This window comes from Virgibacillus chiguensis (assembly GCF_900129865.1).
GTDB classification, from domain to species: Bacteria; Bacillota; Bacilli; order Bacillales; family Amphibacillaceae; genus Virgibacillus; species Virgibacillus chiguensis.
The window spans coordinates 26903-43954 of record NZ_FQXD01000013.1 but is presented as its reverse complement, the minus strand read 5'-3'; the positions used below and the strand labels follow the sequence as shown (position 1 = coordinate 43954).

The following is a 17052-nucleotide window of genomic DNA, read 5'->3' as shown; positions in this document are numbered from 1 at the left end:
AAATCAAGACTAAGAAGTAGCAAGACAGCATGTTTCATGTAAAACCAAAATGGGAAAGCTTGTGCTATAATGAACGAAATAAACCATTAACGACAAAAGGTGTGTTCCCATTGAATGAAGAAAAGTATGCAATTATTGATATTGGTTCGAATACCATTCGTCTCGTAATCTATCTTAAAGAAAAGAGCGGTCGCTTTCAGGAAATTGAGAATGTAAAGGCAGTCGCCAGACTTAGAAATTACTTAGAAGAAAATCATTATCTTAACCAAGAAGGAATGGGAATACTAGCTAACATTTTACGTAGCTTTAAAGAAGTAACGGATACATATGAATTAAATGAAATAATATGTGTCGCTACTGCAACAATTAGGCAAGCTGAAAATAAAGCAGAAATCATACAAAGAATTGTACAAGAAAGCGGTTATGATACACGAATTCTCTCAGAAGAAGAAGAAGCTTATTACGGATATTTAGCCGTTGTCAATTCAACAACCGTCTCCGAAGGTATAACCATTGATATTGGTGGCGGAAGTACAGAACTTACTTATTTTAAAGATAGACAATTAGTTTACTCTAAAAGCATGCCTTTTGGTGCTTTGACTCTGAAACAAATGTTTGTCCAACACGACGTACCAACAGAAAGAGAAATGGAACAAATTAAAACCTATCTACAGCAGCAATTCACCTCCATTTCATGGTTATACAATAAACAAGTCCATTTAATCGGTATTGGCGGTAGTGCCCGAAATATGATTCAAATTGACCAAGCATTAAAAAAATATCCATTAGCTGGCGTACATCAGTATCGGATTCAAGAAAATGACATAGGGTATGTTAAAAATCACCTACGTAAGTTCCCTTTCAAAGAATTACAAAAAGTAGAAGGGTTAAGTAAAGATAGAGCAGACATTATTTTGCCTGCTATTGAAGTATTTCATACTTTATACGAGCATATAGAGGCTACAAGTTTCATGCTAAGTAGAAAAGGGTTACGTGATGGAATATTTTATGAGCAAATTATGCGTGATTTTGGCATCACCAAATTTCCAAATGTACGTGAAGAGAGTTTTAATGAATTAATTGTTGATTTTAATATAAATTATAAGCAAGTTCACCAAGTTATTACCATTGCAACAAAAATTTTTGACGCCTTACGCAATAGCGGGCTTGGTTATATAGGAAAGATCGATTATGAATTATTAAAGCGTGGTGCCTATGTATTCAACCTTGGCAAGTACATTGATTCAGAGTCTTCTTCCCAGCACACCTTTTACCTTCTAGCAAATCGCACCGTAGATGGACTTATGCATATAGAACGATTAAAAATTGCACTTGTCGCATCTTTTAAAAGCAAGCATAAATTTAAACAATATTTAGAACCGTTTAAAGAATGGTTTGTCAAGAAAGAAAAGAAAAAATTACAGACCATAGGTGCTCTATTAAAACTGGCGTACTGCTTTGACTCGACGAAGAGAAATATTGTAAAAGACATAGATATGCTTGTTGATGAAGAAGTGATTACTTTTCATGTTTACTGTGACAAAGATTGGATGCCAGAAGCATATCAAGTTGAAAAGCAAAAAAAACACTTGGAAAAAGCACTTCACAGAAATATTAACGTTTGCTTTTGCTATCAGCAATAATAAATGAAATGGAATTGTTTTAACTACAATATTAGAAAAACTCGGTTTTGCCCACGCAAAAACACCTCCGATTTGTATTGATTTAATTATATCATTTCGAAGGTGTTTTTTATTGTCCCATTTTATCTATTGTCGCCAAGTTTTTATTACGATGGAACGCGTCATTATGCTTAAACTATCCCCTAAAAACTATGCTTACCCTATAATACAGCAAAGAACTTCACCCACATTAACACAGATTTTAACTTCTGTTGCTCCAAATACAACGACTACTATTCGAAACTTTTCCAATATCGTACGTCGCAAAACGCAAAACGAAAATCTTTAAAGAAACTTGAATATAAATTTACAATTCCTTAATACTTATAATGTAGGATGGAAAATGAAGAAATCGTATAGGGGTAAGGAGAGAATGCAATTGAACGAAAACAGAAAACGCCTAGGAGATCCTAAATATTATAACAACCGCGAACTTAGTTGGCTAGCATTTAATGAACGTGTGTTACAAGAAGCGTTGGATCAGCGTAACCCCTTGCTAGAACGATGTAAATTTTTAGCTATATTCAGTTCCAATTTAGATGAGTTTTTTATGGTTCGTGTTGCAGGACTAAAAGATCAAGTAGAGGCTGGATTTAACAAACCTGAAAATAAAGCAGGCTTAACACCAAAAGAACAGCTTGCAGCTATTTCCAAGAAAAACCACCAGCTAATTGACATGCAATCCTCTACTTTCAAGCATGTGCTAGTGCCAATGTTAGCAGATGAAAACATTACATTCCTAACTATGGATGACCTCGATCAACAAATGCAGTTAAACATGGAACGATACTTTGATGATCAAGTCTTCCCTGTGTTAACCCCTATGGCAGTGGATGCCTATCGCCCATTCCCTATGTTGGCAAATAAAAGCATTAATCTTGCCGTATTATTAGAAGATGAACGTGCTAAAAATGATATTGTGGAACTTGAAGAAGTTGTTAAAACTGCTATTGTTCAAGTGCCTTCCGTATTAAAACGTTTTATTAAGATAGATATTCCATATTCTAACATCACCTATTTTATTATGCTTGAAGACATTATTAGCCATTTCATTTACAAATTATTTGCCGGTTATAAAGTTATCTCTGTAACAGAATTTCGAATTACCCGGAACGCTGATATGACAATTCATGAAGAAGGAGCTCGAGATTTATTAAAAGAAATTGAAAAAGAATTGAAAAAGCGAAAATGGGGAGCCGCTGTTCGACTAGAAGTGAAACGAAAACAATATGACCCTAACATGTTAAATTTTCTGTTGTCCGTATTGGAGATTCATTATAAAGATGTGTACGAAATAGATGGTCCCATCGATTTGACCTTTTTATTCAGTTTTCACAAGTCCCTTGAACCTACGCATGAGCATTTAGTGTATGAAACATTAATCCCCCAACCACCGCAGGATATGGGAGATTCTGAAGATTTGTTTGAGTTAGCAAAAGAACGGGATTTATTTTTTCACCATCCTTATGAATCCTTCGAACCAATCGTCGATTTTGTATCCGATGCAGCTGATGACCCTGACGTATTAGCAATTAAACAAACATTGTATAGAGTAAGCGGAGATTCACCTGTTATAGAAGGTTTAAAAAGAGCTGCAGAACAAGGAAAGCAAGTTACCGTGCTCGTTGAATTAAAAGCGCGCTTTGATGAAGAAAATAACGTCCAGTGGGCAAAGGAATTGGAAAAAGCCGGATGTCATGTTATTTACGGTATGACTTATTTAAAAACACATAGTAAAATTACACTCGTGGTGAGAAGAAGAAATAATCAAATTGAACAATTTGTTCATTTGGGCACAGGAAATTATAATGATCAAACCGCTAAAATTTATACAGATATGGGGATTATTACGTCCAAGCGCGAATTTGGTATTGATGCAAATAACTTCTTCAATTACTTAAGTGGCTATGCAGAAAAACCATTGTTTCATCAATTATCCATGGCCCCATTTGATATGAAAACAGATTTTTTGTCCGATATAGATATAGAAATGGAGAACCATAAGAAATACGGGGATGGATATATTATTTTTAAAATGAATTCTTTAACGGATAAAGATTTGATTATGAAAATGTATGAAGCTTCCTGTGCTGGAGTTAACATTGATCTAATCGTTCGTGGTATTTGTTGCTTACGCCCACAAATACCAGGTGTCAGCGAAAATATACGCGTCATTAGTATTGTAGGTCGTTTTCTGGAACATACTCGCATATATTATTTTCATCATCATCAAAATAGCAAGATGTATCTTTCTTCTGCCGATTTGATGACGAGAAATATGGAGAAACGTGTAGAGCTACTTTTTCCAATTATTGATGGCAACATAAAACAGAGATTATACGAAATATTGCAAATTATAAGTAATGACAATGTAAAAGCTCGCATGCAAGATCAAAATGGCATATATCATTATGTAGAAAAGCCAGACGAAGCCCCGAAAATAGATAGTCAAATGGAGCTATTCAAAAGAGCTTACATGGTTAAAGAAGACGAGGAATAACGAGCAATTCAATCAGAGGGAATACATATTCTATCCCCTCTGGTTGCTATTTATGTCTAAGTGGTAGTGTTTTATATTTGTTTACGTTGCTTGTCGCCGCTAAATTTTTTTAAAATACAATACGTGACGGAGCAGTTTAATTTACTAACATTTTAAGAGAAATACAAATCTGTTAGTCTTGCAATATCCACTGCTTTTGAAACATCAATAAAATATTTCATTTGCCATTTTTGAGATTTTTCCGCAGAGCTATTTAGCTCCTGCTCCCAAGAGGGGTAAACTCGCATTGCCATTTTTCCTTTGGACGTTTCACTACGCAACACACCTTTTTGAAGTAATACTAATTTTGGAAAAATGAATTGACCCTTCCGTTCACCATCTATTACCGAAATAACGATCTTGTTAGGACTTTCATCATAAGAATAAGCTTGATTGTGATTATTTATATCTTTTTCCCAAAACGCTACAAAATACCCCTTTTTCTTTGCGGTTAATTTAGCCAAACGACTCCGGTATGTATGTTCATACACACTAAAACTAAACCCTTTATATTCAGAATTCTGTTTTTCCTCCGTTATGGATGTAATTTCATGCTCTCCCATATACGACAGTAAGGTATTAGTTAATTTTATTGATTTCTCCATCACTTACCTCCATTATTTCATATTTGAAATCTTTTCCGATGTTCGTTTCACCTAATCATGCCATTTAGTTAAAACTTACAAAGTGATAAGATCAAGGTAGGTTATTATTTAATTCTATGGAAAAAAGATAAACTATAGCATACAAAAAACGCTCGATACCTTCGTACCAAGCGTTCTCAGGTATGATTCCGATTGGGCTCGAACCAACGACCTCCACCCTGTCAAGGTGGCGCTCTCCCAGCTGAGCTACGGAATCATAGAATCAATTAAAAGCGACAATAATTATTATACATAAGAACGTGTGATATTGCAAGTATTCGTAGGAAATCGTAATCGATATAATACTTGTCAATTTCGCCATATTTCTTTGGTCATGACACTATACGCAGTTTCTGTATCACCATTTCTATGAACGAATATCGCGCTACGTAGTTAAAACCAACATTTTTATACATATCACACCATAGTATCTTCTTTTAAATTAAGTTTTGCATCAATTAAACAACAAACAATGGGATCTGATCTTCAACCAAGTCCAATAATCTGTATAACACACTCCTTAGTCTCAACTATCTTTATGACTTAACCACTTATGATCAGGTGCATGAACTAGATGAAAAGCATATTTTCTCTTCCCTTCTTATATGGAGCACTTGTTTCCTATTCTCGTTACAGAGACTAACAAATGTTACCAACTCCCTCTTTATTTTTTATGCCACCAACTCTTAACGAACCACATTTGTACTAATACTTGGATTTTGTGCAAAAAATTCTTAAGCTACTTTTCAGGCTCATTTTCTCACATACTATTGGAAGTGAGGATGCAATCCTGCTACAATAAAGAACAGAAAAAACAGAAGGGATCTGGACAACATTAAAGATAAATGGCTGGCAAAACTTTCATTGAAGAAAATGACTACCTTGCTCGTTTTAATCTCTGTCATAGCCTCGCTTATTGCTTCTGCCATTCTTTTAGATGACTATGTATTGGAGAGAGAACATCGAGCAGTGCAAAATAAAATTAAAAATGTTGCTAGAATGGTCGCTAAAGATACACGTGTGATAGACAAAGTGGAAGGTTCTCCGTCAGACGCTACTATTCAAAACTATGCAAATAAAGTGATGAATGCAACTGGCGTCAGCTTTGTTGTTGTTTTAGATAATGAACTTACTCGAAAGTCGCATCCAGATGAAAGTGTAATTGGTGGCACATTTTCTAATATTGAAGATGCAAGTAGATCATTGAATGGTACAGAGCATTATTCTAGACATATAGGAATCCTTGGAGAAGGAACACGCTTTTTTACACCGATTTGGAATGACGAAGGGGAACAGATTGGAATTGTTTGCGTAGGGTATGTGCAACAAACTATTAATGATGAATTATGGAATGCGCGGAAAAATTTATATGTCGGCCTCGGAGTTGGTCTATTAGTAGGTATCATAGGCGCGCTTTACTTAGCAAGATATTTAAAAAAAGTGCTATTAGGACTTGAACCTAAACAAATTGTTGCTCATATGAAAGAGAAAGAAATTATTATTGACTCTGTTAGTGAAGCAATTATTGCTGTTTCTCCTAAGCGCAAGGTATTATTACAAAATGTTAATTTTAATAAGCTACTCAATAAAACAGAAGTTGCAACAAAAGCAATTTCCAATGGATACCTTAATGATACGCTTTTTTCCTTAATATTTGACGATGTATTTAAAACAGAGAAACCGATCGCTAACCGAGTAACAGTTATTAACCATTATGAATTTATCGTCAATGTGCAACTCATTTACATTGATAAGAGCATCTATGGAGTGGTAGCAACTTTATATGATCAATCTGAGCTACAACATCTAATTCGAGAGTTAAGCGGGACGGAACAATACATTGATTCTTTACGTGCGCAAAACCATAAGTTTATGAATCAACTCCACACTATTTTAGGTTTGATTGAACTAGAAAAGTATGAAGATGTGCACCATTTTGTACGTGTCCTTAATCATAATTATCATCGTGAAATGGGTTTTGTAACGGATAAAATAAAAAGCTCAGCAATAGCAGGTTTTTTACTTGGGAAAACAAGTGAGCTCGACGAACAAGGTGTTACATTAATCATTGATGAAGACTCCTATTTTCCAGCGATAAAAATCGGCGATATGCTTCATGACTTACTACTCTCTATGGGTATTCTTATTGACAATGCAAAAGAAGCTGTATTAAACAACTCTAAAAAGCAAGTAACCCTTTTTCTGAAATATGATGAAGCTGAAGAAGTAATTATGTTTGAAGTACAAGACACAGGATCGGGCATAGAAAAACATGTATTACCTAAAATATTCGAACGCGGTTATTCTACAAAAGGAGAGAACAGAGGCTATGGATTGGACGCCATTCAATCCATTGTAAAGCAGTATCATGGACTTGTCGATGTCCAAGCAAAAACGGGACGAGGAAGTACTTTTCGTATCGAATTTCCGTTCAAATGGAGGAACAAAAATGATGAAAGTAATGATCGTTGAAGACGATCCAATGGTAGCTACCATTAACCAACAATATATCGAACGATCAGAAGGATTTCATACCATTGCCGCAGTAGGAACAATTACGGAAGTTTGGGAAGCCTTAACAATGGACATACCCGATTTAATCTTGCTTGATGTTTATTTACCCGGCCAAACAGGCTTAGAATTTTTGCAAGAATTAAGACAAAAACAGTATTCGATACCCGTTATCATGATTACAGCTGCGGATGATATTGGAACAATTAAAACGTCCTTAGAGTACGGCGTCATTGACTTTCTAATTAAACCTTTTACCTACCAACGATTTAAAGTAGCCATCGATAACTTTATGCAATATCATAAATTGACAACGAGCATGGAAAAAACGGATCAAGAAACGTTAGATCAACTGCTTATTAAAGAAAAAACACCAATATCATCCAGAAATAATAATGCCTTAACACCTCTCCCTAAAGGTTTATCCAAACTAACCTTAAAAAAGGTGCTTCAAGCTATTGAAAAACAGACTCATGCCTTCTCTACCGAGGATATTGCTTCAAGTATAAACTTATCACGAATTTCTTCAAGAAAATACTTGCAGCATTTAAATGACATTGGTTTTTTAGAATCAGAATTAAAATATTTATCCGTTGGTCGTCCTATTATGATTTACCATGTCGTGCCAAACAAAGAGCATTTAATTGTAGATTATAAGTGAATTTTACCTTAAATAAAAGAAAGTCTGTTGCAAAACCCACCATTTTTCTTACTTTCAAACATGATAGGTAATCGCTTGCCTGAAAAAAATTTAGTCATGTTAGATAATAGATAACTCGATTCAAGATGTCTTTGTATCTTACTGTAAAAAAGAGGAAGCACCTTCAAAGATGCTTCCTCTTTTTTTACGATCGTAAAGTATAAAAACTTTTAGGGGTAATTATACTTTTTTAACAAATCTAGGATACAGCTTGACTCTTTTCAGGAAGTTCTACGACATTTGTCGTGCTCCCTTTTGTAATCGTATCATGTAAGTTTTCAAAGCTTGTCTCAATCATATTTGTTAAAGCTTCGTCTGTATTTGATCCGATGTGGGGTGTAATCAACACACGTGGATATAAATCAACAAGTGCTTGTACAGTTGAATCTAGCTTTTTACCATCATTAAACTGTTGGAAGAAAATCTCCTTTTCATTTGCAAATACATCCGTGGCAAATCCAGCTAATTTATGTGTACGAAGTGCTTTAAGGATCGCCTCATTATCTTGAAGTTCTCCTCTAGCAGTATTAATTAAAATGGCTCCCTCCTTCATTTTGGCAATAAAATCATCGTTGACCATATTATCATTTTTCCCTGGGAAATAAGGAACATGTAAACTCACAATGTCACTTTCTTTTAATAGATCATCTAATTCCATAAAAGTAACTGTTTGCTTCGCTTCTTCACTTTGGTAAACATCATAACCGAGCACTTCTGCACCAAGTCCCTTAAAAAGCTTTGCTTCTGTTAAACCTATTTTCCCTGTCCCGATAATCCCTACCTTACAGTTACGAATTTCTTTACTAAACATAACGGAATCAACAGTAAAATCTTTGTTCGCCGTTTTAGCGGTTGTGTAAGCAGTATGGCGTAATAACGACATAGCAAGCGTTAAAGCTAATTCAGCAATAGCATTGGGTGAATAAGATGGTACACGTGCTACATACATGTCGTAATCTGCTGCTGCTTGTAAATCAATATGATTATAGCCGACGGTTCTAGTAAATACATATTTAACCCCAAAGCTATGCATTTTTCCAATATTTATTCTATCGGCAACACAATTTCCTCGTAGTAACACAGCATCCATTCCTTTTGCTGTATCTATATTATCATGTGTTAGTAAATCCTCCACTAAAGTTAAATCAAAACCGTATTTATTTAATTGGTTAAAAAATGGCTCTTCATTCTCTCTTACGCCGTAACAAACTACTTTAATCGTCATTCTTACCCTCTCCTTATTGAATATTATTAATCATCAGATATCAAGTCTCGCATTTCATTTGTACGAAGCTCTAAAATCCTATTTTTTTAAAATAAATTTGTTGAAGTAATCATATTAATGACAATAATCCAGATTGGAACCATGACAACTGCACTAATCGTTGATAGTAAAGAAGCATTCGATGCAAGTAACGCATCCTTATCAAAGCTAATAGCATATGCAGCTGCTACTGTTGCAGTAGGGGCCGCCATCATAATAACGATGGTTCCTACAGATACTGCACTCATCGTCAAGATGCCCGTTAATGAAAGAATCGCCAAAATAACAATGTTAATAATTGGAACTAGTACAACTTTGTTCGCACTGTATATTAAGGATGTCCGATCCGAAATAGCTGTTTTAAAATCAACAGAGCCTAATGTTGCTCCAATTGCTAACCATGCTAAAGGTGAAGCTAAGCTTGCTAAGTATGTCATTGGCTTAAATAACCATGGAGCAGTTTGATCAATTCTTAAAAATGCTACAGTTGAAGCAGTACCATCTGCTGCTACAACGCTCATTTGTGGTAAGGAATCTTGAAATACCCATATAAACAATCCTACAAAGGTAGCAATAACTATCGGATTTAAAAACATTTCTTTAATATTTTTTGCTTCCATTTTCAACCCGCTCATTTTTATATAGCCGTAAGAGTAAAGAAAGATCCGATAGCCAATATTAAAGATGGAAGCGTATAGAACACCTTCAGCACCATAAATTGCTCCAACAATTGGAATACCAAAGAACGTAGTGGAACCAAAAATAGTTAGTACACGTAATGTATCTTCTTTATCCCCTTTAAACTTCGCATACATTGGTTTAGAGACAATAATTAAAATAATATAAATAGCAATTCCCCAAATTAAAATACCCATTCCCTCAGCTAACGATTGTTGGTCAATATCTTTCATAAAAGCTTTTAGTGCTAAAGCTGGTAACGCTACAGACAATACCACTCTGGATAACATTTTTCCTACTTGATCACTAAAGATATTTTTCTTTCTACAATAATAACCTAATAAAATAATGAACATCGTTGATGTAATCGCACTGATAATATTCATATCTGTAAAAGTGGTTTTAAAAATTTCTAGTATTTCCATCGTCTTTTCCTCCAAAATTTAATTGTGAATTTTTTCACATAATAATTTATAGATAATTTAGCGCGCTATCTCTTACAGCCTTATAATAGTGCAATCGCTTCGCTTTTAAAATATAATCTAACTAAACTAACTTTTGTAATTAAAGTAAGTGAAATATTGAGCATAATGGCTATACAATTACTCCTTGAAGAGTAAATTGTAATAATAACGGAAGTTTTTTATACTCAAAAAGCGGGAATATAACTAGCGGTTATCTTCGCCCCGCTATTTGAAATTAAACTTAGCTATTTTTTGTTACTGATACAGCATTCGGCGTGCTTCCATTTGTTAGTACATCATAAAAATTTTGGAAGCTAGTTTCAATCATGTTTTTAAGTGCCTCATCTGTATTGGAACCGATATGAGGAGTAATTAACACTCTTGGGTACAGTTCAATCAAACCCTTGACTGTTGGATCAAGCTCATCGTTGTTCGTAAACTTTTGGAAAAATATCTCTTTTTCATTAGCGAATACATCCGTAGCAAATCCTTCTATTTTTTTCGTTAATAAAGCCTCCAGTATTGCCTCATTATCTTGCAGTTCTCCACGAGCGGTATTAATTAGAATAGCCCCATCTTTCATCTTAGAAATAAATGATTCATTAATCATCTTTTCGTTTTCACCTGGTAAATAAGGAACATGGATGCTGACAATATCACTGTCTTTTAACAATTCGTCCAGTTCTTTAAAAGTAACCACTTGTCTCGCTGCTGCACTTTGGTAAATATCATAACCTAACACCGTTGCACCTAAACCTTTGAACAATTTTGCTTCTGTAAGTCCAATTTTTCCTGTACCTATAATCCCTACTTTACAATTTCTCACTTCTTTACTAAACATGACTGGGTCAACGGTAAAATCTTTATCTGCTGTTTTTGCTGTCGTATAAGCTGTATGCCTTAACAAAGACATCGCCAAAGTTAAGGCTAATTCTGCAATTGCATTTGGAGAATAAGAAGGAACCCTTGCTACATATATGTTATAATCTTTAGCGGCCTCTAAATCAATATGATTGTAGCCTACTGTACGAGTGAAAACATACTTCACACCATACTCCTGCAATTTCTTCAAATTTTTCCTATCTGCCGTACAGTTAGCCCGTAATAAGACACCATCTGCCCCCTCTGCTGTTTCTATGTTTTCATGGGTTAACAAAGGTTTGATTAGCTTTAATTGAAATTGATATAGATTAAGTTTATGAAAGAAGGCAGTTTCATTTTCACGAACGCCATAACATACTATTTTAAAATTCATGCTGTCATTCTCCTTTTATGCTTCATTATCCAAATATAGGTAGTCCAGCTATTATATTAATTACAATAATCCATATTGGAATAAATATGACTGCTGTAATGGTCGATAGGAGCGATGCGTTTGAAGCTAACAAAGCATCTCGATCGAAGCTGATTGCATACGCTGCTGCCACTGTAGCTGTTGGGGTTGCCATCATAATTACTATTGTTCCTAAAGAAACATCACTTACAACAAGCACATTCGTTACTGCAAGCAAAGAAAGGAAAGCAATATTTAAAAGAGGAACAATAATTACTTTATTAAAGCTATAGAACAAGGATGTCCGATCCGTTAAAGCTGCTCTAAACTTAATAGCCCCTAAGGTCGCCCCAATTGCTAACCACGCAAGTGGAGAAGCTAATCGCGCAAGATATTCCATCGGCTGAAACAACCAAGGTGCTGTTTGGTCAATGCGCAAAAATGCCACATCTGCCTTTGTTCCATCTTCTGCCACGACACTAACTTGAGGCAAATACCCTTGGAATATCCAGATAAATAATCCTAAAAAAGTGGCAATGATGATAGGATTAAGAAACATTTCTTTTATATTTCCAACTTCCATTTTCAATCCACTCATTTTGATATACCCATAAGAGTATAGAAAAATACGGTACCCAATGTTGAAAATAGAGGCATATAAAATTCCCTCTGCTCCATAAATTGCTCCAACAATCGGTATTCCAAAAAATGTGGTAGATCCAAATATAGTTAATACACGCAATGTATCCTGACGATCTCCTTTATATTTTAAATACATTGGTTTGGATATCAGGATCAAAATAATATAGATAGCTATCCCCCAGATAAGCACCTCTATTCCTTCTGCTAATGATTCAGCATCAATATCTTGCATAAATGCTTTAAATGCTAACGCTGGTAATGCAACAATAAGAACTACTTTTGATAGTACCTTTCCAACTTGATCATTAAATAATTCTTTTTTACGTAGAAAAAATCCCAACAATATAATGAACAACGTAGAAGAAATGGCACTAACTATTTTCATATCTGTAAATGTCTGTTGAATCTCTTGAAGTATCGTCATGATTTCCCTCCAAATTTTTAATATATCCTTTACATTTGAATAAAGGCTCGGGGCGCCCGTTTAGCAACGTAGTGACTGGAACGAATCAACGAAAGTTTTAGGGATCATGCTCCTGCAACAGGAGTATGCCGGCACCCTCTGGCAAGTCCGTCTTTAATCGACCTTCCTATTTAGAACGAACCGATGATGACTTATCTTAGGGCAATGGAGTGAAGTCGCCTAGTTGCTGGGCGCTTGTGCCGGACGGGGCCTATTCAGTTATTTGGTTACGCCGCAATGCTTTTCTTATTTTTTAAAAAAAGCTTGAATTGACTCAAACAAATTTTTCCCTATAGTCTGCTTTTTATACAAAGCGCATTTATAAGGAATACATTATTTTAAAAATAAAATGGAAATGATAGCTTAAGAGCCTTTCTCTATCTTTTACTTGAAGTGGTCTGTCGGTTTTTGCAAATCTTATTTGTGAATTATTGATCATTAATCTATTTACGGTTTGGATATTGGATAAATCCATAAAATGCATTTATAATAGGTAGAAATTGTGTAGCATCATGGGGAGGAGTCATCCTTGAAGACTGTTTTATCATTTATGAAACCATATAAGCTACCGGCTGCCGTTGCATTTGCACTTATGCTTGTTGAACTGGCTGTGGAGCTTGCACTTCCCTTCTTATTAGGGAAAATGATTAACGAAGGAGTGGTGAATCAAGATTTATCAACCATCTTGAAATGGGGAAGCATTATGATTACGCTTGCTTTCATCGCTTTCATAGCTGGTCTGATTAACTCATTTTACGCTTCACATGTAAGCTGGGGGTTTGCTTACGACCTACGTGAAAAGCTATTTGCTAAAATACAAGCTTTTTCATTTTCACATTTGAATCAATATCCAACATCTGCTTTAATGACTCGATTTTCCAATGATATTCGACAAATGCAAAATACCATCTATATGCTCCTTCGAATTATGTCAAAAGCACCACTAATCGTTATTGGTGGTGTTGTAATGGCCTTTATCGTAAACGCTAAGCTTGCTATTATTTTTCTCATTACCGTTCCACTATTAGTTGGTTTTGTTCTTTGGGTGCTTCAAATTGCTAGCAAGTTATTTCAAAACGTACAAAAAAGCGTCGATACATTAAATCAGGTGATGCAAGAAAATTTGAGTGGTATGCGCTTAATCAAAGCTTTTTCTCGTAGAAAACACGAAGAAGTACGATTTAAAAAAGCCAACCAATCGTTAGCCGAAAGAACGAGGTCGACCTTTCGTTTCGTTGAAGCTTCGATGCCCGTTTTGTTATTAGTTATGAATATGAGCCTATTATTTATTATTTGGTTAGGCAATGCACAGGTAGTAGCTGGAACGACGAATGTTGGCGATGTTGTTGCAATTATTAATTATGCATTAAGAGTTTCCATGTCTATTTCTATGTTTACATTTATTATTATGGCGTTTTCACGAATGCAAGCATCTACCAAGCGCGTGAACGACATTTTGCATATCCATACAGAGGGGGCGCAAAACGTAGATTGGAGTGACACTACCGTCAATCATGTTCAACGTGGGACAATATCTTTCCAACACGTATATTTTTCCTACCCTGCTCATAAAGAATCGGTCTTGCACGATATCACCTTTAACGTGAAAAGCGGAGAAAAAATTGCTGTAATGGGTGCTACTGGTGCAGGGAAGACATCTTTATTTCAATTAATCCCTCGATTGTATAAGGCTAATCATGGGATCATTACCATTGATGATCAAGACGTTACGTCGTATCCTTTGAACCAGCTTCGCGATAGTATAGGCTACGTACCTCAATCTCCTTTACTATTTACTGGCATGATAAAGGAAAATATCGCTTGGGGAAAACCTCGGGCTACCATGGAAGAAATTATACAAGCGGCAAAAGATGCTCAAATTCATGAAACAATTATGCAGTTAAATGAGCGTTATGAAACTAAAGTCGGGCAAAAAGGAGTGAATCTTTCTGGAGGACAAAAACAACGAATTTCTATCGCTAGAGCACTTATTCGAAAACCAAAAATCCTAATGTTGGATGATAGTACGAGCGCACTGGATTTAGCTACAGAATCTCAATTGTTAGAAGCTATTGAAACCTATCATTGCACTACATTAATTATTACGCAGAAGATAAGTACAGCAATGCGTGCCGACCGTATTCTTCTTTTGGATAAAGGAGAGATACTAGCACTTGGCACACATCAATTCCTTCTTAAGTCTTCTGAGCTATATCAGCGTATTGTAGAATCTCAATTTGGAAAGGAAGTTTCCCATGCTAAGTAAACAATTGAAACAGCCTTTTCAATATAAAAAAATACCCATATCATCAAATTCAAGCCATAATCAAAAACGTGCTCAAGATACGAAAGGAACCATCAAGCGCATTTGGTCTTATTTAGCTAATGAAAAAATAAAGTTAACACTCGTTATTTTCATGGTAGTCGCTAGTTCTGCGCTTGGTCTTTTAGGACCGTTTATGATTGGTATGGCAATTGATGATTTCATTGTTACTAAACAAACAACCGGATTAGTTACGTTATTGATTTGGCTTGTAGTCATCTATCTCTTTCATGCTTTATCCATTTTTCTGCAAAATTTTTGGATGATTGGCATCGCCCAAACTACCGTTTTCACGCTAAGAAAACACTTGTTTTATCAATTTCATCGGTTGCCAATTGCTTATTTTGATAAGCGGCAACACGGGGAATTAATGAGTCGGATTACAAACGATATTGACAATGTGAATAACACGTTGAATCAATCCGTTATCCAAATATTCTCGAGTATTCTAACTCTAACAGGAACGATAGGTGTTATGCTCTATCTTAGCCCAATACTAACAGCTATAACTATGGTAATAGTACCCATTATGTTTCTTGCCATTCGCTGGATAACAAAACGAACGGGCCCTTTATATAAATTACAGCAGAAAAATTTAGGCGAAATTAATGGGTATGTTGAAGAGATTTTATCTGGTCAGCATATTGTCAAAGCTTTTTCTCAAGAACAGCGTGTTATAAAAGAATTTGAAACACGTAATAAGCAATTAAACCATGCAGGTTTTTGGGCCCTGACCATTTCTGGATTTATCCCCAAAGTAATGAATATGCTCAATTTTTTAAGCTTTGGACTCATCGCATTAGCGGGAGGCATTTTAGCTATAAATAATATCGTAACAGTAGGCGTTATTGTCATATTCACAGAATATGCTAGACAATTTACACGACCGTTAAATGAATTGTCCAATCAGTTTAATATATTATTATCTGCTGTAGCAGGCGCCGAACGAGTATTTCGTGTATTGGATGAAGAACAGGAAGAAGCAGATGAGAAGACGGCTCGAAAGCTTACCACTACAAATGGACATATCGTTTTTAATAAAGTTTTTTTTGGGTATGGAAATAGCTATATTTTAAAGAATATTAGCTTTGAGGCAAAACCAGGTGAAACAATTGCTTTTGTCGGGCACACAGGTGCAGGAAAAACAACCATCATTAATTTAATCTCTAGATTTTATCATTACGATGCAGGAGAAATATATCTGGATGGCATACCATTAAACACCATTCAACGTTCTAGTTTAAGACAACATATGGCATTTGTTTTACAAGATGCCTTTTTATTCAGAGCAACTATTCGTGAAAACATTAGATATGGACGTCTAGATGCAACGGATGATGAAGTCATTCAAGCGGCAAAAGATGCGAATGCGCATGCATTTATTCAACGCTTACCGAATGCATATGACACAATGCTTGACCAAGAAGGAAGCGGCATTAGTCAAGGACAAAAGCAATTACTGACGATTGCACGCGCACTGTTAGCGAAACCGAAAATCTTGATTCTTGATGAAGCGACAAGTAATATTGACACTATAACAGAGCTTAAGATCCAAGATGCTTTAAAACGTTTAATGAAGGGGAGAACGAGTTTCGTCATTGCTCATCGACTGAACACAATTCAAGAAGCCGATAAGATTATTATGCTAGAGAATGGGGAAATCAAAGAACAAGGTAGCCATGAGGAACTGTTTAACTTGCAAGGAAAGTATTATCATTTAAATAAAGGACAGGTAAGGGAACAATAAGGAAACTCCTTTAATTCATACCCATGTCCTTTATCGCTACAAACTTTACACATGTGAAATCAGGACCTTGCACTTGTCAGGTTTTTTAAATCTAATGTGAAAGGATAAGACACATTTATATT

Annotated in this window: 11 protein-coding genes and 1 tRNA gene; 6 read left to right on the top strand and 6 right to left on the bottom strand. The window is 35.3% G+C overall.

Annotated features, from left to right (window positions below):
- The first annotated feature begins 29 nt into the window (after positions 1 to 29).
- Together BUB45_RS14055 and BUB45_RS14050 are read left to right on the top strand one after the other, a co-directional pair.
- A complete protein-coding gene (locus BUB45_RS14055; RefSeq protein WP_084723715.1) occupies positions 30 to 1643 on the top strand; it encodes a Ppx/GppA family phosphatase in 1614 nt (537 codons plus the stop codon).
- Positions 1644 to 2055: 412 nt separating this feature from the next.
- Entirely contained in the window at positions 2056 to 4182 is a 2127-nt protein-coding gene (locus BUB45_RS14050) for an RNA degradosome polyphosphate kinase (RefSeq protein WP_073010877.1), read from the top strand.
- A 152-nt stretch (positions 4183 to 4334) separates the two neighbouring features.
- Here BUB45_RS14050 and BUB45_RS14045 read toward each other — a convergent pair whose 3' ends face one another.
- Both BUB45_RS14045 and BUB45_RS14040 read right to left on the bottom strand, forming a co-directional pair.
- Positions 4335 to 4826 (bottom strand): MepB family protein, encoded by a 492-nt coding sequence (locus BUB45_RS14045; protein ID WP_073010874.1) that lies wholly within the window; start codon positions 4824 to 4826, stop codon positions 4335 to 4337.
- A 183-nt stretch (positions 4827 to 5009) separates the two neighbouring features.
- A tRNA-Val gene (locus BUB45_RS14040) sits at positions 5010 to 5082 on the bottom strand.
- Positions 5083 to 5738: 656 nt separating this feature from the next.
- Here BUB45_RS14040 and BUB45_RS14035 point away from each other — a divergent pair.
- Entirely contained in the window at positions 5739 to 7337 is a 1599-nt protein-coding gene (locus tag BUB45_RS14035) for an ATP-binding protein (RefSeq protein WP_084723693.1), read from the top strand.
- Entirely contained in the window at positions 7315 to 8037 is a 723-nt protein-coding gene (locus tag BUB45_RS14030) for a response regulator (RefSeq protein WP_073010868.1), read from the top strand. Before BUB45_RS14035 ends, BUB45_RS14030 begins: the two co-directional genes overlap by 23 nt.
- A gap of 238 nt (positions 8038 to 8275) precedes the next feature.
- On the opposite strand, the gene BUB45_RS14025 is transcribed toward BUB45_RS14030, so the two are convergent.
- From BUB45_RS14025 to BUB45_RS14010, 4 genes are all read right to left on the bottom strand, one after another.
- On the bottom strand, positions 8276 to 9301 hold the full coding sequence (locus BUB45_RS14025) for a 2-hydroxyacid dehydrogenase (RefSeq protein ID WP_073010850.1): 1026 nt from the start codon (positions 9299 to 9301) through the stop codon (positions 8276 to 8278).
- A gap of 86 nt (positions 9302 to 9387) precedes the next feature.
- Entirely contained in the window at positions 9388 to 10443 is a 1056-nt protein-coding gene (locus BUB45_RS14020; RefSeq protein ID WP_073010847.1) for an AEC family transporter, read from the bottom strand.
- A 280-nt stretch (positions 10444 to 10723) separates the two neighbouring features.
- A complete protein-coding gene (locus BUB45_RS14015) occupies positions 10724 to 11737 on the bottom strand; it encodes a 2-hydroxyacid dehydrogenase (protein ID WP_073010844.1) in 1014 nt (337 codons plus the stop codon).
- A gap of 25 nt (positions 11738 to 11762) precedes the next feature.
- Positions 11763 to 12821 carry an AEC family transporter gene (locus tag BUB45_RS14010; RefSeq protein ID WP_073010841.1) on the bottom strand — a complete coding sequence of 353 codons (1059 nt, stop codon included), beginning with the start codon at positions 12819 to 12821 and terminating at the stop codon, positions 11763 to 11765.
- 568 nt (positions 12822 to 13389) lie between these two features.
- On the opposite strand from BUB45_RS14010, the gene BUB45_RS14005 reads away from it, so the two are divergent.
- Positions 13390 to 15126, top strand: coding sequence for an ABC transporter ATP-binding protein (locus BUB45_RS14005; protein WP_073010838.1), 1737 nt, complete (start codon positions 13390 to 13392; stop codon positions 15124 to 15126).
- The gene (locus BUB45_RS14000) at positions 15116 to 16930 is read left to right on the top strand and encodes an ABC transporter ATP-binding protein (RefSeq protein WP_073010835.1); all 1815 of its coding nucleotides are present in this window, start codon (positions 15116 to 15118) and stop codon (positions 16928 to 16930) included. The genes BUB45_RS14005 and BUB45_RS14000 overlap by 11 nt, the downstream gene beginning before the upstream one ends.
- Positions 16931 to 17052 lie beyond the last annotated feature (122 nt).